Below are 23,886 nucleotides of genomic sequence, written 5' to 3' on the forward strand. Positions count from 1 at the left end.
TCACAAATATATGTAATTTACCCACAGAAGGTAACAGCAATGCCAAGCTTTTATATTTCTTTTTTGAACTTTAAAAAAACTGCTATAGATTCTTTCGTGCATAGGCAGGTTGGTTTACAATGTTACATCAGCGAACCGGGAGGTGGTAATGGGGGGAGTTTCCCTTGGGGCTTTTGTCTCCATGACAGCATGATGTAATTGAGTTGTTTTCCCACTTCTCCGGGTTTAAAGTGTATTTGTTCTTTCAGTTTTACTTCGATTTCCCTATATACATGCAGTGGTACTCTGGCGTATGGGCTAAAGGTCGTGAAATTGAAATTCACTTCCATTACTTTCCCCGTATCCGGACTGAGTAGCATGGTTATTGTGAACTCACGCTTTCCGAGTTCATCTGCCATGGCTTTGGTAAAAGCTTCGTCCACAATGAAGTCTGCTTGTTTACTCATGGAGCTATTGTATTCAATTACTTTTTTTTCATTCCAGCTACCGATGTATATTTTTCCTGTGGCTTTATATACAATATCTTTGTATGTCAACTTGTTCTCTTTGTTATAAAGAGTCACAAACTGGCTACCGTCATCTACGTCACATTGATACGTATAACCATCTACCTCGAAAGTGGTGGTTTTTTTATAAATGACTGTTCCTTCAAGCGATTCTTCTGTTCTGATAGGTTTATCCTGTGCTACACAAGGGTAGATGTATCCTATAAGCAGTGTAATAAGCAATAGTCTTTTCATTCGTCACAATTTTTAGTTGTTAATTTTGTATGTTGCTTACATTAGCGAACCGGGAGGAGGTAATGGGGGGAGTTTCCCTTGGGGCTTTTGCATCCATGCCAGCATAATGTAGTTGAGTTGTTTTCCTTCCTCTATGGGTTTAAAATGAATTTGTTCTTTCAGTTTTACTTCGATTTCCCTATATACATGTAGTGGCACTTTGGCGTATGGCTCAAAGGTGAAAAAATTGAAATTCACTTCCATTACTTCTCCCGTATTTGGACTGAGCAACATGGTTATCATAAGTTCCGTTTTCCCAATTTCATCTGCCATGGCTTTGGTGAATGCTTGGTCTACTATGAAATCTGCTTGCTGACTCATGAATCTGTCATATTCAATTACATTGCTACTCCAGCTGCCAATATATGTCTTCCCCGTGTCTTTATACACAATCTTTTCGTATGTCAGTTTGTTTTCTTTGTTATAAAGAGTCACAAACTGGCTACCGTCATCTACGTCGCATTGGTACGTATAACCATCTACCTCGAAAGTGGTGGTCTTTTTATAAATGACTGTTCCTTCAAGTGATTCTTCTGTTCTGATAGGTTTGTCCTGTGCTACACAAGGGTAGATGTATCCTATAAGCAGTGTAATAAGCAATAGTCTTTTCATTCGTCACAATTTTTAGTTGTTAATTTTATGTTGGGAAAAATATTGGTGATATCCGAATACTCTTTAAATGGATAATTGTCGTATCCTTCCTGACGGAAAGCATTAACGACATTATTAGATATATAGGTTTCAAAGATATCCAAGAATGAAGTTGTAACATGACCTTGCTGATTTACATATTTAGTCAATGAAGTTGTTGCTCTTAGGCGTTGGCTTTTTGCATATTTATCTTGTTTTTTGTCCGTCCACTCCGCGCTCCTTTGTAAGAACAGGTATTGCGCATAGTGCGCTTCTATCTCTCTGTTCATCATAGAACTTTTGAACGATGATATAGGCTCTTGTGTGGTTTGGAAAACATGGAACATTTCATGCAGAAGGTTGTTTGCTTCCAATTCTTCCAATCCGATGTGCAAGGTATGCTCTTCCCAATTGTAGGAATACCCTTTGCCGAAATCGAATTCCAGATTGATTTTGTTGTTTTTGACTTTCTCTTTCAGTTGGCTGTATAGGTCTCCTCCCAAACAGTCTTCCATGATTCGGGCTGTCATGTTTTCGGTGATTACCCATAAAAGCGAGTCTTGGTCGGCCTCTTTCTTGAATATATTTCCTGCCGGAGTGCCCGATGAAGAGCCGGAACCTCCTGAACTTCCTCCTCCAATCCACACATCGCCGCTTCCTCCTCCTTCACTGTTCCAGTTGCTATTATTTATAAGGGCATCATCTACCCAATAGGAATGACTAACGCAGTTGGTATAGCTGTATTCCAGCTGGTCTTTAGGTCCGGTATATACATCCCAGCATTGGGTGACGGTTATTACCGAACGGGTCTGGGCATGAGGCTTGAATGTGAGTCCTTGCGCATTCTCTTCGCCAAATACTAGATAGCTTAACAAGTCGAATATGAACACTTGGTCGCTTTCTCTTATGAGTTCGTCATCACGCTTCAATGGAAAAAACTTCATCCATCCGTCTTTGATGTGCAACAGCCAGATGGCATCGATGCAGTGTGGCTTGTCAAGGCGGTAGAGGGGAACGAAGATACAGGTCTCTTCTCCAGTCAATTTATAGGTGAAGTTCCAGAGAGGAATGCCGTATTTCAACAGGAAAGAAGCGGTGAAATGCTTTTCTTCTTCCACTCTGCGTAGTGCGGAAATCACGGCTTTTAGGGTAGAGTCGGTGTAGGCAAAGAAGTTTTCCGGCTTGAATAACGCTTGCCGGGTCAACGGGACATCGTTTGCCGGGAATCGGGGTTGATAGAAGGATTCTTCTGTTTCGCAAGAGGCGAGTATTCCTAAAAGAATGCACAAGGCAAGGCAGATGTTTTGCCATTTCTGCTTAGGAGGGGTTGGAGAGTGCTGTCTGCTTCCTTTTGTATTCATAGCGCGAATGCTTAAGGTATAAAGGATAGACAAATAAAGCAAAAAAAAAGCAGAAATGAAAGGAAAAGCGGGAGAATTTTGTTAATCCGGAAGCTGTTCTACCACAGATTGCATGGATTTTCAGGCCATGTAATCTGTGGTGAACACCCTTTTGTAAGGGTGTCTATGGCTGGTATTTTCGTGCTTCTGCAAATTCCTTTGAAACGGAGTTGTTGAAACTCTTGCATACCTCGGCGGCAAACTCAATGCCGTATTGGATAACTTGGTCCCAAGTAGCCTCGTCCATGGTATCGAGGTCCTCGTAGCGTACATTATGTTTCAGCAGCCCGAAGATGATGCCTGCGTTGAAGTTGTCTCCTGCACCGATGGTGCTGACCGCCTCCAGTGGGGGGATGGAATATTCCTTGGAAATCGTGCCGGTGCGCAATGAAACCTGCTCCGCGCCGGCTGTGCAGAGGAAGTTGCGGCAGTAGAACTTTACTTTGTCTTTGTATATCTTGTCGGCCTCCTGCAGGCCCCACATATAGAAGAAATCCTCTTGCGAGCCGCGTACAATGTTGGCGTATTCCAGATTCTCGATGATGGTGGGAGCCAGCTTGATGGCCTCCTCTTTATGGGACGAACGGAAATTGGGATCGTAGTAGATAATGGCATGCATGTCGTGTGCGCGTTCCAGTAGCTCCACCACTTTGTCGCGCAGTACCGGATTCAGGGCATAGTACGACCCTATGATTACGATGTCGTCTTCCTGAATCTGCGGATATTCCACGTCCAGGCGCTGCTTGGGATAATCTTTGTAGAAGATGTATTCCGCATCGCTCCGGTTGTTCAGGAAAGCGAGTGATACGGGGGACTTCCCGTCGGGGAACACATTGACATGGTCTGTGGGAATATTGTTCTCGCGCATGAAGTTGAGGATGATATTGCCCACGTGGTCGTTGCCCGTTTCACTGATAAAGCAGATGGGAACACCGATACGTCCCAGTGAAACGATGCCGTTGAATACCGAACCGCCCGGAACGGCTGCTGTGGGCTGTTCGCCACGGAATATGATGTCCAGTATGGTTTCTCCGATGCCTATTACTTTACGCATAGCGATCTTGATTTTTCTCCGAGGTAACCACCGTGATGGCGCTTGGAGTAGTCTTCAATGGTGAATCCTGTTTCTTTCATGGTCTGTACCACCAGGATGTCGCCGATGACGGTCATGGCGGTGGTCGAAGTCGTGGGTGTCATGCCCAGTACACATACTTCTTGCGGTTTCCCGGTGCTGAGGCATACGTTGGATTCGTGTGCCAGGGGGCTGTCGGGGTTTCCGGTGATGACGATGAACTTCAGTCCCGGGTTCAGGTTATGTGCCAGCTGTGTCAGCTCCACGATTTCGCGAGTTTTGCCCGAATTGGAGATGAGCAGCAACAAGTCATTCTCCTGGAGGATGCCGAGGTCACCATGCTGTGCTTCGCTGGGGTGCAGGAAAACGGACGGAATACCGGTAGAGCAGAAGGTGGTAGCGATGTTCATGGCTATCTGTCCTGCCTTGCCCATACCCGAAGTTACCAGTTTCCCTTTTTTGCGGTGCACTTGTTCTACGATGAGTTCTACAGCTCTTTCATAAGCGTCCGTCACTGGAATGTTCAGTACGGCCTGTGCCTCTTTCTGCAAAAGCTCTTGAATGGATGCAATCATACTTAATGTGCTAATTTGATTAATGTGCTTAAAATTATAGCAATTGCAAATATCTGCAATTTTCTATAAACGGCAATAAGTTTTATTGTATTTTTGTCGCCTCAAATAGTTTGAAACGTCAGAATGAAGAACTTAAAAGAAAATTTACTGCCAACTTTCAATCAATATACTCTGCCCAATGGCATGCGCATCATTCACGAACCCTCAGCCTCCAAAGTGGCTTATTGTGGTTTTGCCGTAGATGCGGGTACGCGCGACGAGCTTGAAAACGAGCAGGGTATGGCGCATTTTGTGGAGCACCTTATATTTAAAGGTACCGCCAAGCGCAAGGCATGGCACATTCTGAACCGCATGGAGAATGTGGGCGGTGACCTCAACGCTTACACCAACAAGGAAGAGACGGTGATTTACTCTGCTTTCCTGACCGAGCATTTCGGCCGTGCCTTCGAACTTCTGGTGGATATTGTATTCCACTCCACCTTTCCGCAACGCGAGATAGAGAAGGAGACAGAGGTGATTATCGACGAGATACAATCCTACGAAGACAACCCTTCCGAGCTAATCTTCGATGATTTTGAGGACTTGATATTCAGGGGGCATCCCTTGGGACGCAACATTCTGGGCAATCCCGAGCAGTTAAAGCAGTTTCGCAGTGAGGATGCTGCCGCATTCACTGCCCGCTTCTACCATCCCAACAATATGGTTTTCTTTGTTCTGGGTAATCTGAGTTTCAAGAAAGTTGTGCTTATGGCAAAAAAACTTCTGGCGGATATACCGGCAACACCGGTGCATTATGGTCGTACTCTGCCGCCCCTCTATGTACCCGAGCATCTTGTAGTGCATAAGGATACTCACCAGGCACATGTCATGATTGGCAGCCGGGGATATAATGCATACGATGACAAGCGCACCGCACTTTACCTGCTGAACAATGTCTTGGGTGGCCCGGGCATGAACAGCCGCTTGAACGTCTCTCTCCGTGAACGTCGTGGGCTGGTCTATAACGTAGAATCCAACTTGACTTCCTATACCGATACGGGAACTTTCTGCATCTACTTCGGTTGCGACCCTGCAGATTTGGACTACTGCACCCGCCTGGTATATAAGGAATTGAAACGCTTGCGTGATGTCCGGATGACTTCCTCGCAGCTTGCGGCCGCCAAGAAGCAGCTTATCGGGCAAATCGGTGTAGCTTCGGATAATAATGAGAACAATGCGCTGGGTATGGGAAAGACTTTCCTGCATTATAATAAATGCGAAACTTCCGAAGCCGTGTTCCATCGCATTGAACAGCTCACTTCGGAAGCTCTGTTAGAGGTGGCGAACGAGATGTTTGCCGAGGACTATCTTTCGACGCTCATTTATCGCTGACCGCTTTTTTTATTTGAAAACCTGCAACATAGGACGTCCTATCCATACTTGTGGCTGTTTCAGCCCGAAGATGTGGGCAATGGTGGAGGCAACGTCATACTGCATCATGCTTTCGTGGAATTCGCCTTCTTTCTTAATGTTCTTTCCGGAGATGATGAAGGGAGTCTGCATTTCCTGCATGGTCTTGCCGCCATGTCCTTTTTCAATACCTCCGTGGTCGGCAGTAACGACGAAGATTGTTTCTTTCAGCATGCCTGCCTCTGTAACGGCCTGGATGATGCGGCTCACATAACCGTCGAGTTCTTTCAGTTTGGCGTAATATTCAGGAGTATTGTGTCCGGCTTGATGGCCTACATGGTCGGGGTTGTCAAAGCAAATGGCAAGAAGGGTCGGTTGTTTCTCCTTGATATACTTTTCTGCCATACCGCATAAGGCTTCGGGATGTTTGTTGTAGTCGGGCGCTTGCGCATAGTGGCTTAAGGCAAGAGTGTCTACAAGGTATTTGATACCGTCCCATTCATACAGGCAGCCTATTTCCGCTTCCGGCCGGGCATCACGTAGCAGCTGGAAGATGGTAGGAAATATGCCGTGCTGGTTCAGTACGCGTGACGGAAGCTCGGGAGTCTTGGAGCCCCATTGCGTATATCCGTGCAATTCAGGACCTGCCCCCATAAACATGCTTGCCCAGTTGACGGCGCTGGAGGAGGGAAGTACAGTCCGTTTTTCTAATGTATAAGAACCGTCTACCATCAGTTGCTTGATGTGGGGGATGTCTGCTTTGGGAACACTGTAGCTACCCCAGCCGTCAAGACCGATGAAAACTACGTGTTTTGCTTTTCCCTTGGCATTGCAGGGAACTGAAAAGAGGCATGCCACTGCTAGGGCGATGAATAATGTAAAAGTCAGTTTCTTCATGTTTTCTTTAGTTCTTATTGTTAACATGAAACAAAGTTACGGGAAACGTACCTAGTTTTAGTACGATATCGTACATAATCCGGCCGATTTTATATCGTTTCGTTCTTTTCCAACCGTTGCATGCTGAATTCACAGCCGCAATACTGCTGGTTGTAGAAGTCATACTCTTTCAGCAGTTGGTTGCGCCGGTCCTGAAGTCCGCCTTTCCGCCAGTTCTGTTCCCAGAAGAGGGTGCCCGGGTAGAGCGCGGCGGCACGGCGTCCGGCTTCATTGATTTGTTCCAGGCTTTTCCAGCGCGAAGAGGCGAGGGTAGTGGTGAATACGGAGAAACCGTGTTCGGAGGCGTAGCGGGCTGTCTCTGTCAGGCGCAGGGTGAAGCACTTCAGGCAACGGCTGCCGCGTTCCGGTTCGTGCTCCAGGCCTTGCATGGTGTGCAGCCAGTGTGCATAATCGTAGTCTGCATCGATGAAATCGATGTTTTTGGAGGTTACGAAACGGATAGCCTCGTTTTTCCTTATCTCATATTCCGCCTGCGGATAGATGTTGGGATTGCAGTAGAATACGGTGGGGCGTATGCCGTTCTCCAGCATGCACTCGATGATGGCAGAGGAGCAAGGTGCGCAGCACGAATGCAGCAGCACCTTGCGGTCACCGTTGGGTGTTTGGACTTTCAACATTATACTTTCAGTTTAATCTTGCCTTTCACCAGCAGGCCGGTCAGCCCCACAATGACAAGCGAGAAGACGAGGGACTTGAGCAGCCCCGGTACACCGCTTCCCAATGCTTCGGGATAGTGCAGATGCAGCAGTTGCTGGACAGCATACCAGATGTAAGGGATAATATAGCAGGTCAGCGTTGCCGTGCCTGCGGGTTTGATAATATCGAACCAGTTGGTCTTGCCTTTCACGTCCGTCAGCCAGTAGAAGAAGCCGAACAAGGGGAAGAACATGGCGAGGCAGTAGAACAGCCATGTCGGTGTGGCTTGTATTTTGGATATAATCCAGAACGGGTGTGAGACGAGGGCAAGGACAAGCATTCCTATGCCGAGGGCACAGAGCATGCCGATGAACCGTCCCGGCCGTTCCCGGTCGGCATAGCGCTGCATGAGCAGGGAGGTCAGTACGCCGGACATACCAAGGGCATGCAGCGTCCAGTCGCTCGGGATAAAGGGAAGCAGGACAATCCGGCTGCCGTACTCTCCCGGTATCAAGTCGGAATGGCTGACTACGGCAAGCAATACGACCACGAACCAGGCAATGGCATTCTTCCGCAGGTTCTCCCGAGTGAATAGATAGATGCCTGCACATACCGCATACGTCCAGCCGATAAGTCCGAGGATGCCCCACCAGCTTATCTGGAACGGTTTCCCGTTCATGTCCTTGTAGATGACGAGGAAGGCAAGCAGAAGCACGCCTGCTGTTTTCATTGCGGTGAAAAGGACCTTTTTCGTTCCTACCGCTTTGGGATATACCCCCCAGGTGAGGAAGAAACCGATGACCATCAGGATGGAGAACCATTGGTGCGATAGACCGCCTTCGATGCCTCCGCTGTTCAGTGAAAACAGTCCCATGGCAATCAGCGCCACTGTCCGCCAGAAGATATGGGCCACGACTTGCAGGGTGCTGTCTCCTTTTTTGTACCGGTTTTGTATGGCAAAGGATACGGACATGCCCATGCAGAAAAGGAAAGCAGGGAAGATGGTGTCGGAGAATCCCATCATGTCTTCGTCCATCCTGGCATGCATCAGCCAGTGGGGCACGTTTTTCAGTCCGGGAATGTCGTTGACAAAGAGCATGAGGAACATGGTGAGTGCGCGGAATACGTCTACCGCGGCAATCCGTTGGAGTGTTAAGCTTTTCATGATAGATAATTTGTTTGGGGGTTTTGAACGCAAATATAGGAAACTATTCTTTCCGATGCTACTGCTTTGCAGGATTTCTTGCTATATTTGCATGAACTTTATGGTCATGGAAAGGAGATTGTTCATTTTTTGTTTTCTTGCCGTCGTGGTATGGCAAAGTGTGGCTTTGGCTGCCGGCACGTCGTCTTTCACTGCACTGACGGCTTCTTTGGATGAGGCTATCGAGGCGCATCGGCACTATGTCGCCGTGCGTGAAGGGCGCATTGCCCGGCTGAAGTGCCAATTGCTGGATGCCGACACCGCCAATCTCTCTTTTTTTCGATGGAATGGAGAAATTTATAAGGAGTACAAGGCATATATCTGCGACTCTGCCATCCATTATCTTCGTGTCAATCTGGATTGGGCAGAACGCTATGGCCAACGGAATGGAGCACTCGAAACAAGGCTGGAGCTTGCCCACCTGATGGCTTCGGCAGGCATGTACGAGGAAGCCGCCGAACTCTTGAGGCAGACGGACAAAGCCTCCCTTCCCTCCCATCTGCTGCCGGACTATTACAATGCCTGTCATAAACTTTACACAGAACTGAGTTTCTATACGCTGGACGATTCTTTCAAGAAGCATTATCAGGCTTTGGCTACCCATTATGACGATTCTTTGATGCAGGTACTTCTGCCTTCATCCCCCCTCTATCTGGAACGAAGAGAGACGCGGGAGGCCGCTGCAGGCCATCCGGACGAAGCCTTGAGCATCAATGATACGCGTCTGGCACATGCCAAGCCCAATACTCCCGAATATGCGCTGGTGACCTATCAGCGCTCATTGCTCTACCGCCGGCTCGGGAACCGGGAGGAGGAGAAGCGCTATCTGGCTTTGTCTGCACTGACCGATATTCGCCTGAGCATCACAGACCATGCCTCACTCTGGAACCTGGCGGAACTTCTTTATGAGGAAGGGGATATGGAGCATGCCTACCGTTACATCCGTTTCTCGTGGGACGAAACCAACCGATACAACGCCCGTAGCCGCAGCCTCCAGACTGCCGGCATCCTTTCACTGATAGACCTCACTTATCAGGCCATGCGTGAGAAGCAGAATGACCGGCTCCGGCTGTACCTCTGGCTCATCAGCGCTTTGATTGTGCTGTTGGTGGTGGCAGTGGGCTTTATCTACCGGCAGATGCAGCGACTCTCTGCCGCACGGAACAAGCTGGAGCATGCCAACGAGCAACTGCAACTCTCAAACAACATCAAGGAGGAGTATGTGGGCCGTTTCATGAATCTCTGCTCCGTTTATATCAACCGGCTGGATACCTACCGGCGGATGGTCAACAAGAAAATCTCTGCCGGGCAGATGGAAGAGCTGCTGAAGATGGTGCGTTCCCGCGAGGTGCTGGACACCGGACTGAAGGAACTCTATGATAACTTTGATACTGCCTTCTTGCACCTTTTCCCCGATTTTGTCGATAAATTCAATGACTTGCTGCAGCCCGAAGAACGCATCGTGCTCCGTAAAGGCGAGTTGCTGAATACGGAACTCCGCATTTTCGCCTTGATTCGTCTGGGCATCGACGACAGTTCGCAGATTGCAGAATTCCTCCGTTATTCCGTAAACACCATCTATAATTACCGTGCCAAAGTGAAGAACAAGGCCCGCATTTCGCGCGAGGACTTTGAAATACGGCTGATGCAGATACGCTGACAATACGTCAAACTGGCTTTTTGAATCCACTTTCTGCCTTTCTCTTCTTCTGATTATATTTCTGATTATTAGTTGTTTGTTTGTTCATGCTTCTTCACTTCTTCCACCTATTCCCGATTCGCCGGTACGAGGTGTTCTTATCTTTCCTAACTTTGGGGAAGCAAAAGCGAATATCGCAACTAATACTATAACCAAAATTATTGCCATGAAACATTTATTAGCGACAAGCATTTCCATCGCCTTGCTGTCTTTGGGTCTTGCGGGATGCGGTGAGAAACAAGCGACAAAAGAAGTAACTTCGGATGCATTCGTAACCATTCAGGGTCAGGACTTGATAAAGCCCGACGGTACCAAACTCTTCATCATGGGTACCAACCTGGGCAACTGGCTGAATCCGGAAGGATACATGTTCAAGTTCAACAAGACCAATTCCGGCCGTTTCATCAATGAGATGTTCTGCCAGTTGGTGGGACCGGACTTTACGGCCGACTTCTGGAAAGCATTCAAGGACAATTATGTAACGCGCGAGGACATCCGCTTCATCAAGGAGCAGGGTGCCAACACCATCCGCCTGCCTTTCCACTACAAGCTGTTTACCGACGAGGACTATATGGGGCTGACCGCCGCCCAGGACGGATTTGCCCGCGTGGACAGCCTGGTAGAGTGGTGCCGCGAATCGGACTTGTACCTCATCCTCGACATGCACGACGCTCCCGGCGGACAGACAGGCGACAACATCGACGACAGCTACGGCTATCCCTGGCTGTTCGACAGCGAAGCCAGCCAGCAACTCTACTGTGACATCTGGCGCCGGATAGCCGACCGCTACAAGGACGAACCGGTCATCCTCGGCTACGAACTCTTCAACGAGCCCATTGCCCCTTACTTCGAGAACATGGAGGAACTCAACGGCAAGCTGGAAGATGTATATAAGAAAGGTGTAGCCGCCATCCGCGAGGTGGACAGCAACCACATCATTCTGCTGGGCGGTGCGCAATGGAACGGTAATTTCAAGCCTTTCAAGGACTCCAAGTTCGACGACAAGATAATGTACACCTGCCACCGTTACGGAGGCGAACCTACCCAAGCTGCCATCCAGACGATTATCAACTTCCGCGACAGTGTGAACCTGCCCATGTACATGGGTGAGATAGGCCACAATACGGACGAATGGCAGGCCGCTTTCTGCCAGACGATGCGCGAGAACAACATCGGCTATACCTTCTGGCCCTACAAGAAGATGGACGGTTCTTCTTTCGTCGGCATCACTCCGCCGGAGAACTGGGCAAACATCGTGTATTTCTCCGAAGCACCGCGTGCCACGTACAAGGAAATCCGTGAGGCACGTCCCGCGCAGGCCATGTCCCGCAAGGCGATGATGGACTTTATCGAGGCATGCAAACTGAAGAATTGTGTGGTTCAGGAGGGTTATATCCGGTCATTGGGAATGAAGTAGCGGGTGCTGCCTCGCTGCAAACAGTACGTATCAAGTCCCAGAGGATGAGATGCCGGGACTTAGCATGAAAGAGGTAGGGACTGAGCTGTACACACCATAGGACTGAGTATCCAAAACATCCGGATGTTTTAGGGTAAAACATGGGGATGTATTGGGATAAAACATCCGGGTGTTTTGGGGTAAAACATGGGGATGTTTTGGACAACAACATCCGGATGTTATGGGTACTCACTATACGGGTGTAAGGACTTCAGTTCCTATGTAGGTAGGGCTAAGTCATATTCCCTTGTATGTTGGGGATTATCAATGGTACGGACTGATTATGATTGCTTACTTATATAACAACTTAATTATACAACAATGAAAAAAGTATTATTCGGTTTGGTTCTGGCCGCTGTCGCGCTGCCTCTTTCGGCCCAGCAGAAGCCCGTCTATCTGGACGCAAGCAAACCTATTGAAGAAAGAGTGGAAGACGCCTTGAGCCGTCTGACCCTGGAAGAGAAAGTGAAGTTGACTCATGCGCAAAGCAAGTTCAGCAGTGCGGGTGTGCCCCGTCTGGGCATTCCCGATGTATGGACGGACGACGGCCCCCACGGCATACGTCCCGATGTGTTGTGGGACGAGTGGGAACAAGCCGGATGCACCAACGACTCCTGCGTGGCTTTCCCTGCCCTGACCTGTCTGGCGGCAACCTGGAACCCCGAAATGTCTCTCCTTTACGGACAGAGCATCGGTGAAGAGGCGCGCTACCGCAACAAGTCCGTCCTGCTGGGCCCCGGTGTCAATATCTACCGCACACCGCTCAACGGACGCAACTTCGAGTATATGGGTGAGGACCCTTATCTGGCCGGAAAGATGGTGTCGCCCTATATCCGGGGCGTGCAGCAGAACGGCGTGGCTGCCTGCGTGAAACACTTCGCCTTGAACAACCACGAAGTGAACCGCCACACCACCAACGTCATCGTGGACGACCGTGCTCTTTATGAAATCTATCTGCCTGCTTTCAAGATGGCCGTGCAGGAAGGCGGAGCGTGGAGCATCATGGGTGCCTACAACCTATACAAAGGCCAACATCTTTGTCACAACCAATACACATTGAACGATATATTGAAGGGCGAATGGGGATTCGACGGCGTAGTCATTTCCGACTGGGGCGGCACGCACGATACCCGGCAAGCCATCACCAACGGGCTGGATATGGAATTCGGCAGTTGGACCAACGGGCTCTCGAACGGTGCCAGCAACGCATACGATAACTATTATCTGGCAAATCCCTATCTGAACCTCATCCGCGAAGGTAAGGTAGGTACCACGGAACTGGACGACAAGGTACGCCGCATTCTGCGCCTTATCTTCCGTACGGTGATGAACCCCGATCGTCCGTGGGGAAGCATGCTCTCTCCGGAACATTACGAGGCTGCCCGCCGCATCGGTGAGGAGGGCATCGTACTGTTGCAGAACAAGGGCAATGTGCTCCCGATAGACCTGAACCGGGCTAAAAAGATTCTTGTAGTGGGCGAGAATGCCATCAAGATGATGACCGTAGGCGGTGGTAGTTCTTCCCTGAAGGTACAGCGCGAACTCTCTCCGTTGGACGGCATCAAGCAGCGTGTGGCCGGCAAGGCCGAGGTGGTCTATGCCCGTGGCTACGTGGGCGATGCAAGCGGTGAATACAACGGGGTGGTGACCGGACAGAATCTGAAGGATGACCGTACTCCCGAAGAGCTGATAGCTGAAGCCGTGAAAGAGGCCCGGGATGCCGATTATGTCATCTTCATCGGCGGCTTGAACAAGAGCAACGGCCAGGACTGCGAGGACTCCGACCGTAAGGGTCTGGGCTTGTCCTACGGTCAGGATGCCGTTATCTCCGCACTGGCCGAGGCGAACAAGAATCTGATTGTCGTCAACATCTCCGGCAACGCCATTGCCATGCCGTGGGTGAACGAGGTGCCTGCCATCGTGCAGGACTGGTATCTGGGTTCCGAAGCCGGCAGTTCCCTTGCCGCCATCCTCATGGGTGATGTCAATCCCAGCGGCAAGCTTCCGTTCACCTTCCCCGTGAAGCTGGAGGACTGCCCGGCCCACAGCTTGGGCGAATATACCGGCAAACGGAGCAAGGACATCATCGACATCAAGTATAATGAAAGCATCTTCGTGGGCTACCGTTGGGCCGATAAGCAGAAGAAGGTGAAACCGTTGTTCCCCTTCGGCCACGGTTTGAGCTATACCACTTTCGAATATGGCAAGCCGACGGCCGACAGCAAGACCATGCAGGCCGACGGTACGCTGACCGTGAAGGTTTCTGTAAAGAATACCGGAGCGCGCGAAGGGCAGGAAGTTGTCCAACTGTACATCAGTGACAAGAAGTCCTCTCTGCCTCGTCCCGTCAAGGAACTGAAAGGTTTCCAAAAGGTGAAACTGGCTCCGGGCGAAACAAAGGAAGTCACATTTACCATTGATAAGGAGGCTCTTAGCTTCTTCGATGACACCCAGCACGCTTGGGTGGCCGAACCGGGCAAGTTCGAGGCTGTCATAGCAGCTTCGGCAGCCGATGTGAAGGGAACGGTTCCTTTTGAATTGAAATGATGTAGGAAAATAAAGTTTCCTTTTAGGTTATTATCAAAGATAGTGTAGATGGAGGGTGTGGCCGTGAGGTTGCACCCTTTCTTTGTACTCTTTACAAGCCAATATGTTTTCTTATATTTCTGAGTTTCTTCGGGTTGGCTAAGGAAGATGCAGATATGCTGGATGTTAGAGTCAAAGCAGTGATGTTTTGTAGTAATGGGTGAGTTTTTACCGCCGTGTTTGGGCAGATCTTCATCTTTTATATTTATTTTTGCAGAAATCAATGTTTAATAAAAACTATCATGAAGAAGTATTTAGCAGAAATGATCGGGACAATGGTTCTTGTCCTGATGGGATGTGGTAGTGCTGTCTTTGCCGGAAGTGCGGCGGGGGCGGTTAGTGCAGGTGTCGGAACGCTGGGAGTGGCTTTTGCTTTCGGCTTGTCCGTTGTGGCGATGGCATACGCTATCGGAGGAATCTCGGGCTGTCATATTAATCCTGCCATTACCCTGGGCGTTCTGTTGTCCGGCAGGATGAGCGGGAAAGATGCAGCCATGTATATGGTGTTTCAGGTTATCGGGGCGGTTATCGGTTCTGCCATTCTTTATGCATTGGTGTCTACGGGCGCTCATGGTGGTCCTACGGCTACCGGTTCCAATGGGTTTGCTGACGGAATGATGTTGCAGGCATTCATTGCAGAGGCTGTGTTCACGTTTATCTTTGTGCTGGTTGTGTTAGGTTCTACTGATTCCGAGAAGGGGGCGGGTAATCTTGCAGGATTGGCCATTGGTCTTACGTTGGTATTAGTGCACATTGTTTGTATTCCTGTTACGGGAACTTCTGTCAATCCTGCCCGTAGCATCGGTCCGGCACTGTTCCAGGGTGGCGAGGCTCTCTCTCAGTTGTGGCTGTTCATTGTAGCTCCGTTTGTGGGTGCTGCGCTGAGTGCCGTTGTATGGAAAGTGCTTGCTGCAAAAGAAGGTAAATAAATGTCGGCAGACAGTGCCTTAAGAAGAGGCGGCTGATGGCAGAAAACTTATAAAGGGAAGCCCTCCGTCCGAAACTTCAAAGTTTCGGACGGAGGGCTTCCTGTTCTTTCCTTATGCTTGCTATATCTTGTGCCTTATTCGTACAGCGATTTGGCTATACCCATTTCCAGTCCACGAAGCTCTGCCAGTCCGCGCAGACGGCCGATACAGGAATAGCCGGGATTGGTTTTCTTCTTCAAGTCGTCTACCATCTGGTGTCCGTGGTCGGGTCGCATCGGGATAGAGACACCACGGCGTTGTTGCAGTTCAAGGAAGGCTTTCATCACGTGATACATGTCCACGTCTCCTTCCAGGTGGTTGGCTTCGTAGAAATTGCCTTCGGCGTCGCGTTGTGTACTGCGCAGATGGACAAAGTTGATGCGGTCGGCAAATTGCTGCATGATGACTGCACAATCGTTGGCGCTGCTTACACCGAGCGAACCGGTGCAGAGGCAAAGACCGTTGCTCTTGTTGGGAACAGCGTCAATCAGTGCCTGGAAATCGGCAGCACAGCTCATGATGCGTGGCAGGCCAAGGATGGAGCAAGGTGGGTCGTCCGGATGGATAACGAGCATGACACCTGCTTCGTCGGCTACCGGAGTGATTTCTTGCAGGAAATAGATCAGGTTGGCACGCAGGCGTTCCGGAGTGATGCCCTTGTAGCGGTCCAGTTCCTGTTGGAACTGTTCCAGGGTGAAGCTTTCTTCTGAGCCGGGAAGTCCGGCAATCATGTTGCGTACAAGCAGTTGTTTGTCTGCCTCTGTCATCTGTTCGAAGCGGGCACGGGCTTTGGCCTTTTCTTCATCGGTGTATTCGCCTTCTGCACCGGGACGACGTAGCAGGAAGAGGTCGAAGGCGATGAAAGCGGCACGTTCAAAGCGGAGGGCACGACTGCCGTCGGGTAGTTCGTAGGCGAGGTCGGTACGTGTCCAGTCCAGTACGGGCATAAAGTTGTAGGTGACAATGTGAATGCCGCATTTGCCCAGGTTACGCAAGCTCTCTTTATAGTTGTCGATATACTTCTGGAAGTCTCCGGTTTGGGTCTTGATATGTTCGTGTACGGGTACACTTTCTACTACAGACCAGCGCAGACCGACGGCTTCAATTATTTCTTTCCGTTTCTTGATTTCCTCTACTGTCCATATTTCCCCGTTTGGAATATGATGCAAGGCGTTTACAATGCCGGTAGCCCCGGCTTGTTTGATGTCCCAAAGGCTTACCGGGTCGTTGGGACCGTACCAGCGCCAGGTTTGTTCACAAAGAATCATGTTATTTATTGTTTGATGATTTGCAATTTACTATTTACATGGCGAATGCGTTGAACCCTCCGTCCACTACAGCCACCGTACCGGTGACAAAGCTGGAAGCATCGCTGATGAGGTATTGGATGGTTCCGCAAAGCTCTTCTGCACGGCCCATACGTCCGAAGGGAGTTTGGCGAATCACATCTTGCCCACGTTCCGTGTAGCTTCCATCCGGGTTCGTCAGCAGGGCACGGTTCTGCTCTGTGAGGAAAAATCCGGGTGCGATGGCATTTACACGAATACCTTCACCAAACTTCTTGGCAACTTCCGTAGCCATGAAGGCTGTAAAATTGGAGATACCGGCTTTTGCGGCAGCATATCCGGCTACACGCGTCATGGGGCGGAAAGCAGCCATGCTGGAGAAGTTGACAATAGCACCTGCCTTCTGCTCCACCATCGGTTTGAGGAAGACTTGTGTAGGCAGTACGGTACCGGTCAGGTTTAATTCAAGCACCCGTTGGAACTCTTCTATCTTCAAATCGAAGAAAGTGCCCGTGGGCGCGATGGTGGCGCCCGGCATATTTCCGCCGGCTGCATTCAGCAGGGCATCTATGCGGCCATAGGCTTTCAGGATGTCAGCCAAGTTCTGTTCCAGTAGTTCACGGTTCATCACGTCGGTTGTCAGGAACATGGCTTCTCCACCGTTTGCCTTGATTTCTCCGGCAATGGCGTCCCCTATTTCTGCCTTGCGTCCCAAAATGACGACCTTTGCACCTTCTTCTGCCAGATGAAAGGCGATGGCTTTCCCCAATACTCCTGTTCCGCCGGTTATGACCACTACTTTGTCTTTAATGTCAAATAAGTTTTTCATGATTCGTTCATTTAAAAATTATGTTGTGTTTTATTTGATTAGCGTTGCAAAAATACGGAATAATCCGTTGTGCTGCACTTGCAATCGTACAAAAAAGATGTATTTATCATCAATACTTCGTTAAATTTCATGCTGCATCAGCAGCGAATCCAAATATTTCATTCACTATCTCATGATTTAATTGCGTGTTCGGGTTATTCTCGAACACGTCAATAATTCTTTGGGCGTAGTATGCGTTGATAATCAGAGCTTTAAGCCTCCAGATAGAGAGATTGTATTCACTGCACATTATTTTCGCAACATTCACGGCTGTAAATGAGGAGTTGAACGCAAAATCAAGTTTTCTCGTGTCACGCGCCTGAGAGTCAGTAAGTCCTACAAACTGTTTTGCGTCACGGAAACAGAACTCAATCTGAAAGCGTGTACAGTAATACTCCATGACATCACGTCCGCTCATGCTTTCATCTGTAGAGAAATACAACCGATGTCCGCCCTTTGGCAAAATGTGTATGACAAGTGATATTTTTCGATGTAGGGACTTGCACCATGCTTTCAAGGCATACACTTGTCCATTAGACTCGTCCGTGTCAAGTATCGCAACCTTGGATTTGTCTATGTTTTTGAAGTCTATCTTCTCACCTTTTACACGTGGACGCCCGGGTTTGCCTGTAGGATCGCCTTCCCACAGATAATACAATGCAGCATCATGCCGAAGACGGCTTACCACATTAAAACCTATTCCAAGCATATTGTCTATAAATGGCTTCTTTGAAAATGCAGAGTCTGCGACAAGAACATTTGTAATACGTTGTAGTATTTGTTTGTTGTCTGATAATGCCTTGGCATACCAATCGTATAGACTCATGTCGTTATTCTCTTTGTCCTTGGCTAATGTTGTTTGTATGGCCTTTAACATCATGCATTCGTGTAGGTCAACATCGATAACACCTATTCCAAGAATCTCAAGACCTCTCTTGACAGCACCTGCACACCCTGACCAAAACAAACCCATGTACGGAGTACACTTGCCAGACTTTTTGATGTAGCTTGGGTCAATGGCTATAGCATTGCGTCCCTTTCCTTTTTTGAAAGCGTAAGCGCTTAGCCACATGTTCATCTCAAGCCAGTCAACGCTACGTTCGGCGGTCTGCCTATAACATTGTTCACCACGTTTACCATAGCGTCCCATTTGGGTAAAATTCACTTTCCTAGGTATTACCATCAAAAGAAATAGCATCTCCATGATGTTTGATTGGATACTTTTGTTTAACTTCGCCCCACCACAGAATAAAAATGCTGCTTTGCAGAGCTCCATATATCGGCTTATCAAGTTGGTTATCAGCATAACTTTATGTTTGTTTTTCACTTATAAAGTTATTGAAAATCAGCAAGATAGCCGATTTTTAGATGTTATATCTTGTTACATAAATCATTTGTTTTCTATTTGTTACGTCCTATCTTATTCGCGATACTTTCTGTGGCTTGCTTCTAACCTTGTGTTCCTACGAAAAATTTAACGGACTATTGTATTTTGACACACCCTCTTCAGGATTGCAGCGGTGGATTTCCCGAGTATCATTTCAAAGGGGATATGTTTGACGTGATAGCCAATCGTGGGGGAACTTTGGAGAACGGTACCAAACACTTCCTTGACGGTAACTGGGATTTGGTCATAGCCCATCCACCCTGCACTTTTCTTGCTGTCTCGGGTGCAAGATGGTATTATCACCCCGACGATAAGAACCTTCCGACAGAACAGAGAAGACCCCATCCGAAGTTCCCCGACAGAGCCAAAGACCGTGAAGAAGCAGTTCAGTTCTTCATGGATGTTTCAAGGATTGGAGTGAATAAACTAGCTATTGAAAATCCAGTAGGCATTATGAGCAGCCGGTGGAGAAAACCTGACCAGATTATAGAGCCTTGGATGTTCGGTCATGAAGCAAGCAAGAAGACCTGTCTGTGGTTGAAGAACCTGCCTCTCCTGGTACCTACAAATATAGTAGGGAAAGGTGAGGTACTGACATTCAGGAACGGTAACCGGATGCAGAAATGGACCTCCGATATATTCTTCTCGGGTGTGTCGCCTGAAGAAAGGAGAAAACTGAGAAGCAAGACTTTCCCCGGGATAGCGGATGCGATGGCTAATCAGTGGGGAGGAAAAATGGCGGCATAATTGCACTATAATGTATGAATCAAAACAAGAACAAATAACAAGATGGCACAATATTTCAGAATAGCGACAAAGGACTTCTGCAACACACTCAAACCCGGCTCTTTCACGGGAGATACGATGATGTGTCCTACAAGAAGTCAGATTGAATCGGCCGGGTTGCATATAAAGAAAGGCTACACCTATGCGGCCGACCAGCTTGTTCCCGAAGACCATATCGAGCGTCTTGACTGGGAATATACTTTCTCCGTGACTCCTACGACAGCTACCATATCCGCGGCGGGAGGTTCACGGAAATTCACGGTGACCTCGTATAAGAGACAGTACAGTTACAGTAATGCGGGCAACCGTATCTATGTGGAGGGGTCACAGACAGACGTGGCTTATACCTCTAGTAACAATCAAACGGTAGGTTCCGGAACATGGACCGCCGCGAGTGATACTATCAGTTATGGAGCAAATACCGGATCGACACAGCCAAGCGGTACTATTACATGGACCCAATCCGAATCTTTCGGTTCTGATCCCAAGAAAACAGCTACCGCAACTCATAAACAAAATGCGGATTCTATCAAACCGGATGGAGATGGTTATGGCAATCCAAGAATCAGATCTTTCAGCTATCCTACGGTTATCCCGGCCGCCGGAGGTAGTTCATTACCCGGTTACTCCTACGAACAGACTGTATATTGGGTATCCGGAAAAACCACGACACTCACATCCGGCGGGACTCCGACATTTAATAGAATCTCTGGGACAGCAACCGTAAATTCCTCGAGTGGTTTGGCCGATATTGGATCTAAAGGTACAACTGTATCGAGTCAAACTACTGTGGCTACTGTCTCACTGACTATCACGATGAACGGTAAATCCAGCCCAGTATCAAACGCTGATGTCAGTCAGGCTGAGAATAGGATTGAAAAAACATCCTGGAACCCCTGGAACGTGTCTGTCAGCGCTGATAGAACAAATTTCCCCAGGGAGGGTGGTACTACAACAGTAAGGGCAAGTGCGACAAGAACCGGTACACATACTTGGAGTTCGGGTTCAACATCTTCAGCAAATGATACGGGAACTCCTTCACTGAGTTTGTCCGATACTTCCGGTTTCTCCTTATCATCCGGCTCTGGAACTTCTGTAACATTAACGGTATCAGTTAACAATGGTGCGGAAAGAAGCACCAGAATTACGGCATCTTATGGAGGAGCTATTGATTGGGTTGAAATTGATCAGGAAGCAGGTGTTCTTAGTCAAAGTGATACTCAGACAGTCTATGGCATTTCTACAACTCCTACATCATTAAATTGGGATTATGGCAGTACGTCCGGAAAGTCCTTCTCGGTAACGTCAAGAGCCCAGGATCAAATAAGATATAGATATTCATATGATGGAGGTAGTACCTGGGGAGATTGGGGAGACTGGCAGAATAATGGAAGTTCATATTCTGCATCCTATAATTCATCAATAACTTCAGGAAGCTCTTATTTCTCTATCTCAGGTAATACAGTGACTCCTGAAGGAAGTAACACAACATTCAGTGCAAATACCGGTACTGTTACAGTTTCCAATGCCGGAGATACAGCTTACGTCTCATTAAGTCAGGATGGTGCACCGGCTGATTATGATTACAGAATATCAATTTCTCCAATTTCTCATAATTTCTCATCCAGTGCAGGTTCCCACGATTTTACTGTAACTGTTGAACAAAGGTCCAAACCGGTAACATCTTCTTCTTGGGGTTCTTGGAGTACAATAGGAAATAATTACAGTTCTTCCATTAGTGGAGCAGGATTTTCCAGATCACAAAGTGGAGGTACAGTCACTGTCAATGTAACTTCCAATACAAGCACTACATCCGGAAGAAGCGGAACCCTGACAGTTACCTGTGACTATACTTCCGATCTTACCGGAACAAAACCATCAGCATCTGCCAGTTTAACTCAAGATAGGTATGTAGATATAACTACAAAAACTGAATATCAGTATGAATTTTCCGTAAGTCCTGCCTCATTAAGTTTCAGCGCAGATGGTGGAACGCAGTCTGTAACAGTTACTTCCAGGAGACGACCGGTTACATTGACTTATACCAATGGGAGTCTGACTGATGAAAGTGCAGGTTCCTGGTCTACTTGGTCAAGTTATTCCGGAAGAATAAGTAGTGGAACTGGATTTTCTGTTTCAGGAACTTCTGTAACAGCAGGTGCGAATAGCAGTACATCAAGTCGAGAGGGTAATTTGGAATTGACACAGACACAAACATCTGATTATAGTGGTTCTACTAGTAGTTATAAGTCAGACTCTGCCAACATAAACGTCCCTTTGGAACAGATGGGTGCAGATATCAAGTCCGTCAACTTCATACATCTGAGTTACAGCTGGCAAAGCAAGGATGGTGCCTATGACATTTACAGCGTATATGCATCCGCCAGTTATAAAGTCGCCTCCACTGTCATCGTGGAATGCAGGCTCACCTACGGTTCCTCCCTCGGGGCGGGTGCGGAGAACTACGCTTTCACGATATCCTCCGGAAGTACGACATCGTCAGCCCGGAAATGCTATACTTTCGCCGGGGACTATCCGGGTGTGGTATCCGGAACCGGCAGTGTCAGGCCTTCAGAGGATGAAACCTACCGCTACTCCTTCCTGGAGTAGACTCTGTAGGAATCCGGCAGTGATACTGTCTCCTTATGTCAGGTAATAGCGGATGCGATGGCCGATCAGTGGGGAGGAAAGATTATAGCAGCATAGATAATAACAACAAACACAATGGGTTAACTATGAAAAGTACAATATATACTACAATCGGAGCGTCCAACCACTCTGATACAACAAGGGAGGAACATGATTTTTATGCTACATTCCCTGAAGCCATAGACAGGTTATTCGAGGTGGAGAAGTTTCCTGATACTATATGGGAACCTGCCTGTGGAATGGGGCACCTGTCTAAAAGGATGATAGAATTAGGCAAGGAGGTTTATTCCACTGACCTGATGAACCGAGGTTATGGTACCGGTGGCGTTGATTTCCTGAAAGCCACCGAAAACCCTTATGGAGCTATCATTACCAAACCTCCTTATAAGATAGCCCTGGAATTTATAGAGAAAGCCTTGGATATATCGGATGAAGGAACCAAAGCAGCCATGTTCCTGAAGCTGACATTCTTGGAGGGAAAAAGACGTAAACCGTTCTTTCAGACCAATCCGCCACGAAAAATCCATGTCTTTTCTTCCCGTGCTGTTGTTGCCAAAGGTGGGGATTTTACAGCAGCTCAGGCAAATGGGAATGCTATCGCCTATGCCCGGTTTGTTTGGGAAAAAGGTTATAAGGGAGATACTGTAGTGGGTTGGATCAACTGAAATACGGCGTAGGGAAACGATACATTCCGGAACTGACAAATATAACGGTTATGACGGAATGGTGTGTTCCCGCTGGATAAAAAGTAGTAATTAACAAATATATGATTCCTATTCACACCACACATACCGTTCAGCAGATGGTAGTTCTCAATTACGACACAAACAGCGATAGAACTTATTCATTAAAGGGGGAGAGCTAGTTCTTAGTAGATTGGTTGTAAACCACACATCCCCCTTATAATACATATCCCCAAAACTCCGTTGACATATCTTCAATTCCACGTCTTTTCAAAATCCAGGTATCATAAATATAACTGTCCAGCCCCCATTTCTTTTACCCATCGCATAATACAAGTATTGCAGTTGCACCTGCCAGCAGAGTGTTTTTCAGTTTGGTTGATTTCAACATAACGCCTGTGTCCTTTATTTATAGAGAGGTCCGTAATTCTTGCAAGCCCTATAGTCACTGCCTTCCATATCCTCGCCAAAAGCGGTCCATGCACTGGGACGGAAAATATCCTCCTCAGAAACATTGTGCATGCATACCGGGATACGAAGCATGGAAGCCAGAGTAATCAAGTCAGCACCGATATGGCCATAACTGATAGCGCCATGGTTAGCCCCCCAGTTATTCATAACGGTATATACATCACGGAAATATCCCTTACCTGTCAGACGTGGAGCGAAGAAAGTGGAAGGCCATGTACGGTCAGTACGTTCATTGATGGCCTTGAAGACATCCTTATCCAAGTTTACTGTCCAGCCTTCGGCAATCTGTAATACCGGACCTTGACCTTTTACGAGATTCAGACGGCACATTGTTACCGGCATTTCACCACGGGTCAGGAACTGGGAAGAATAACCACCGCCACGCATATATTCGCGACTGGCCGG

At 48.1% G+C, this 23,886-nt stretch carries 19 protein-coding genes and 1 pseudogene; 8 read left to right on the forward strand and 12 right to left on the reverse strand.

Going from position 1 to position 23,886, the window contains the following annotated elements; translation table 11 throughout:
- Positions 1-122 precede the first annotated feature (122 nt).
- The 5 genes from DWZ67_RS13415 to DWZ67_RS13435 form a co-directional block, all read right to left on the reverse strand.
- The gene (locus tag DWZ67_RS13415) at positions 123-740 is read right to left on the reverse strand and encodes a DUF5043 domain-containing protein (protein WP_005826097.1); all 618 of its coding nucleotides are present in this window, start codon (positions 738-740) and stop codon (positions 123-125) included.
- A gap of 36 nt (positions 741-776) precedes the next feature.
- Positions 777-1,391, reverse strand: coding sequence for a DUF5043 domain-containing protein (locus tag DWZ67_RS13420; RefSeq protein WP_005826095.1), 615 nt, complete (start codon positions 1,389-1,391; stop codon positions 777-779).
- Positions 1,388-2,770, reverse strand: coding sequence for a hypothetical protein (locus tag DWZ67_RS13425; RefSeq protein ID WP_005833893.1), 1,383 nt, complete (start codon positions 2,768-2,770; stop codon positions 1,388-1,390). Before DWZ67_RS13425 ends, DWZ67_RS13420 begins: the two co-directional genes overlap by 4 nt.
- Positions 2,771-2,933: 163 nt before the next feature.
- The gene (locus tag DWZ67_RS13430) at positions 2,934-3,863 is read right to left on the reverse strand and encodes a carbohydrate kinase family protein (RefSeq protein WP_005833892.1); all 930 of its coding nucleotides are present in this window, start codon (positions 3,861-3,863) and stop codon (positions 2,934-2,936) included.
- Complete coding sequence (locus tag DWZ67_RS13435; RefSeq protein ID WP_005826081.1) at positions 3,851-4,456, reverse strand: SIS domain-containing protein; 606 nt, start codon at positions 4,454-4,456, stop codon at positions 3,851-3,853. The genes DWZ67_RS13430 and DWZ67_RS13435 overlap by 13 nt, the downstream gene beginning before the upstream one ends.
- A 123-nt stretch (positions 4,457-4,579) precedes the next feature.
- Between DWZ67_RS13435 and DWZ67_RS13440 the strand changes: the two genes are divergently transcribed.
- A complete protein-coding gene (locus DWZ67_RS13440) occupies positions 4,580-5,827 on the forward strand; it encodes a M16 family metallopeptidase (RefSeq protein ID WP_009037438.1) in 1,248 nt (415 codons plus the stop codon).
- Positions 5,828-5,836: 9 nt separating this feature from the next.
- On the opposite strand, the gene DWZ67_RS13445 is transcribed toward DWZ67_RS13440, so the two are convergent.
- The 3 genes from DWZ67_RS13445 to DWZ67_RS13455 form a co-directional block, all read right to left on the reverse strand.
- Positions 5,837-6,742, reverse strand: a complete 906-nt coding sequence (locus DWZ67_RS13445) for an alkaline phosphatase (RefSeq protein ID WP_120139060.1) — start codon at positions 6,740-6,742, stop codon at positions 5,837-5,839.
- A gap of 89 nt (positions 6,743-6,831) precedes the next feature.
- The gene (locus DWZ67_RS13450) at positions 6,832-7,419 is read right to left on the reverse strand and encodes an epoxyqueuosine reductase QueH (protein ID WP_009037437.1); all 588 of its coding nucleotides are present in this window, start codon (positions 7,417-7,419) and stop codon (positions 6,832-6,834) included.
- Positions 7,419-8,603, reverse strand: a complete 1,185-nt coding sequence (locus DWZ67_RS13455) for a DUF5009 domain-containing protein (RefSeq protein ID WP_120139062.1) — start codon at positions 8,601-8,603, stop codon at positions 7,419-7,421. The genes DWZ67_RS13450 and DWZ67_RS13455 overlap by 1 nt, the downstream gene beginning before the upstream one ends.
- A 106-nt stretch (positions 8,604-8,709) precedes the next feature.
- Here DWZ67_RS13455 and DWZ67_RS13460 point away from each other — a divergent pair, with 106 nt between their 5' ends.
- The 4 genes from DWZ67_RS13460 (at position 8,710) to DWZ67_RS13475 (ending at position 15,312) form a co-directional block, all read left to right on the forward strand.
- On the forward strand, positions 8,710-10,302 hold the full coding sequence (locus tag DWZ67_RS13460) for a DUF6377 domain-containing protein (RefSeq protein ID WP_035447844.1): 1,593 nt from the start codon (positions 8,710-8,712) through the stop codon (positions 10,300-10,302).
- A 205-nt stretch (positions 10,303-10,507) separates the two neighbouring features.
- Positions 10,508-11,758, forward strand: a complete 1,251-nt coding sequence (locus DWZ67_RS13465) for a glycoside hydrolase family 5 protein (RefSeq protein WP_005833887.1) — start codon at positions 10,508-10,510, stop codon at positions 11,756-11,758.
- Positions 11,759-12,118: 360 nt separating this feature from the next.
- A complete protein-coding gene (locus DWZ67_RS13470; protein ID WP_009037433.1) occupies positions 12,119-14,344 on the forward strand; it encodes a glycoside hydrolase family 3 C-terminal domain-containing protein in 2,226 nt (741 codons plus the stop codon).
- Between the two features lie 281 nt (positions 14,345-14,625).
- Positions 14,626-15,312 (forward strand): MIP family channel protein, encoded by a 687-nt coding sequence (locus tag DWZ67_RS13475; RefSeq protein WP_022401890.1) that lies wholly within the window; start codon positions 14,626-14,628, stop codon positions 15,310-15,312.
- Positions 15,313-15,446: 134 nt separating this feature from the next.
- On the opposite strand, the gene uxuA is transcribed toward DWZ67_RS13475, so the two are convergent.
- The 3 genes from uxuA to DWZ67_RS13490 form a co-directional block, all read right to left on the reverse strand.
- Positions 15,447-16,619, reverse strand: coding sequence for a mannonate dehydratase (uxuA, locus tag DWZ67_RS13480; RefSeq protein ID WP_117680966.1), 1,173 nt, complete (start codon positions 16,617-16,619; stop codon positions 15,447-15,449).
- Between the two features lie 34 nt (positions 16,620-16,653).
- Positions 16,654-17,466, reverse strand: a complete 813-nt coding sequence (locus DWZ67_RS13485) for an SDR family oxidoreductase (protein WP_057097399.1) — start codon at positions 17,464-17,466, stop codon at positions 16,654-16,656.
- A 127-nt stretch (positions 17,467-17,593) separates the two neighbouring features.
- Entirely contained in the window at positions 17,594-18,811 is a 1,218-nt protein-coding gene (locus tag DWZ67_RS13490) for a transposase (RefSeq protein WP_117866475.1), read from the reverse strand.
- Between the two features lie 246 nt (positions 18,812-19,057).
- On the opposite strand from DWZ67_RS13490, the gene DWZ67_RS13495 reads away from it, so the two are divergent.
- The 3 genes from DWZ67_RS13495 (at position 19,058) to DWZ67_RS13510 (ending at position 22,992) form a co-directional block, all read left to right on the forward strand.
- Complete coding sequence (locus tag DWZ67_RS13495) at positions 19,058-19,639, forward strand: hypothetical protein (protein WP_374937100.1); 582 nt, start codon at positions 19,058-19,060, stop codon at positions 19,637-19,639.
- Positions 19,640-20,494: 855 nt separating this feature from the next.
- Positions 20,495-22,288, forward strand: a complete 1,794-nt coding sequence (locus DWZ67_RS20620) for a BACON domain-containing protein (protein ID WP_165852477.1) — start codon at positions 20,495-20,497, stop codon at positions 22,286-22,288.
- Between the two features lie 125 nt (positions 22,289-22,413).
- Positions 22,414-22,992 (forward strand): hypothetical protein, encoded by a 579-nt coding sequence (locus DWZ67_RS13510; RefSeq protein ID WP_117680958.1) that lies wholly within the window; start codon positions 22,414-22,416, stop codon positions 22,990-22,992.
- A 423-nt stretch (positions 22,993-23,415) separates the two neighbouring features.
- Here DWZ67_RS13510 and fucI read toward each other — a convergent pair.
- Positions 23,416-23,886, reverse strand: a pseudogene (fucI, locus tag DWZ67_RS13515) (L-fucose isomerase); the annotation flags it as partial.

It is taken from the genome of Bacteroides sp. AF34-31BH, from assembly GCF_003602795.1.
Taxonomy (GTDB): Bacteria; Bacteroidota; Bacteroidia; order Bacteroidales; family Bacteroidaceae; genus Bacteroides; species Bacteroides uniformis.

Excerpts from the sequence above, each read along its gene's own strand:
- DWZ67_RS13415 (WP_005826097.1), bottom strand. The coding sequence starts at position 740 with ATGAAAAGACTATTGCTTATTACACTGCTTATAGGATACATCTACCCT.
- DWZ67_RS13420 (WP_005826095.1), bottom strand. The coding sequence starts at position 1,391 with ATGAAAAGACTATTGCTTATTACACTGCTTATAGGATACATCTACCCT.
- DWZ67_RS13425 (WP_005833893.1), bottom strand. The coding sequence starts at position 2,770 with ATGAATACAAAAGGAAGCAGACAGCACTCTCCAACCCCTCCTAAGCAG.
- DWZ67_RS13430 (WP_005833892.1), bottom strand. The coding sequence starts at position 3,863 with ATGCGTAAAGTAATAGGCATCGGAGAAACCATACTGGACATCATATTC.
- DWZ67_RS13435 (WP_005826081.1), bottom strand. The coding sequence starts at position 4,456 with ATGATTGCATCCATTCAAGAGCTTTTGCAGAAAGAGGCACAGGCCGTA.
- DWZ67_RS13440 (WP_009037438.1), top strand. The coding sequence starts at position 4,580 with ATGAAGAACTTAAAAGAAAATTTACTGCCAACTTTCAATCAATATACT.
- DWZ67_RS13445 (WP_120139060.1), bottom strand. The coding sequence starts at position 6,742 with ATGAAGAAACTGACTTTTACATTATTCATCGCCCTAGCAGTGGCATGC.
- DWZ67_RS13450 (WP_009037437.1), bottom strand. The coding sequence starts at position 7,419 with ATGTTGAAAGTCCAAACACCCAACGGTGACCGCAAGGTGCTGCTGCAT.
- DWZ67_RS13455 (WP_120139062.1), bottom strand. The coding sequence starts at position 8,603 with ATGAAAAGCTTAACACTCCAACGGATTGCCGCGGTAGACGTATTCCGC.
- DWZ67_RS13460 (WP_035447844.1), top strand. The coding sequence starts at position 8,710 with ATGGAAAGGAGATTGTTCATTTTTTGTTTTCTTGCCGTCGTGGTATGG.
- DWZ67_RS13465 (WP_005833887.1), top strand. The coding sequence starts at position 10,508 with ATGAAACATTTATTAGCGACAAGCATTTCCATCGCCTTGCTGTCTTTG.
- DWZ67_RS13470 (WP_009037433.1), top strand. The coding sequence starts at position 12,119 with ATGAAAAAAGTATTATTCGGTTTGGTTCTGGCCGCTGTCGCGCTGCCT.
- DWZ67_RS13475 (WP_022401890.1), top strand. The coding sequence starts at position 14,626 with ATGAAGAAGTATTTAGCAGAAATGATCGGGACAATGGTTCTTGTCCTG.
- uxuA (WP_117680966.1), bottom strand. The coding sequence starts at position 16,619 with ATGATTCTTTGTGAACAAACCTGGCGCTGGTACGGTCCCAACGACCCG.
- DWZ67_RS13485 (WP_057097399.1), bottom strand. The coding sequence starts at position 17,466 with ATGAAAAACTTATTTGACATTAAAGACAAAGTAGTGGTCATAACCGGC.
- DWZ67_RS13490 (WP_117866475.1), bottom strand. The coding sequence starts at position 18,811 with ATGCTGATAACCAACTTGATAAGCCGATATATGGAGCTCTGCAAAGCA.
- DWZ67_RS13495 (WP_374937100.1), top strand. The coding sequence starts at position 19,058 with ATGTTTGACGTGATAGCCAATCGTGGGGGAACTTTGGAGAACGGTACC.
- DWZ67_RS20620 (WP_165852477.1), top strand. The coding sequence starts at position 20,495 with ATGAACGGTAAATCCAGCCCAGTATCAAACGCTGATGTCAGTCAGGCT.
- DWZ67_RS13510 (WP_117680958.1), top strand. The coding sequence starts at position 22,414 with ATGAAAAGTACAATATATACTACAATCGGAGCGTCCAACCACTCTGAT.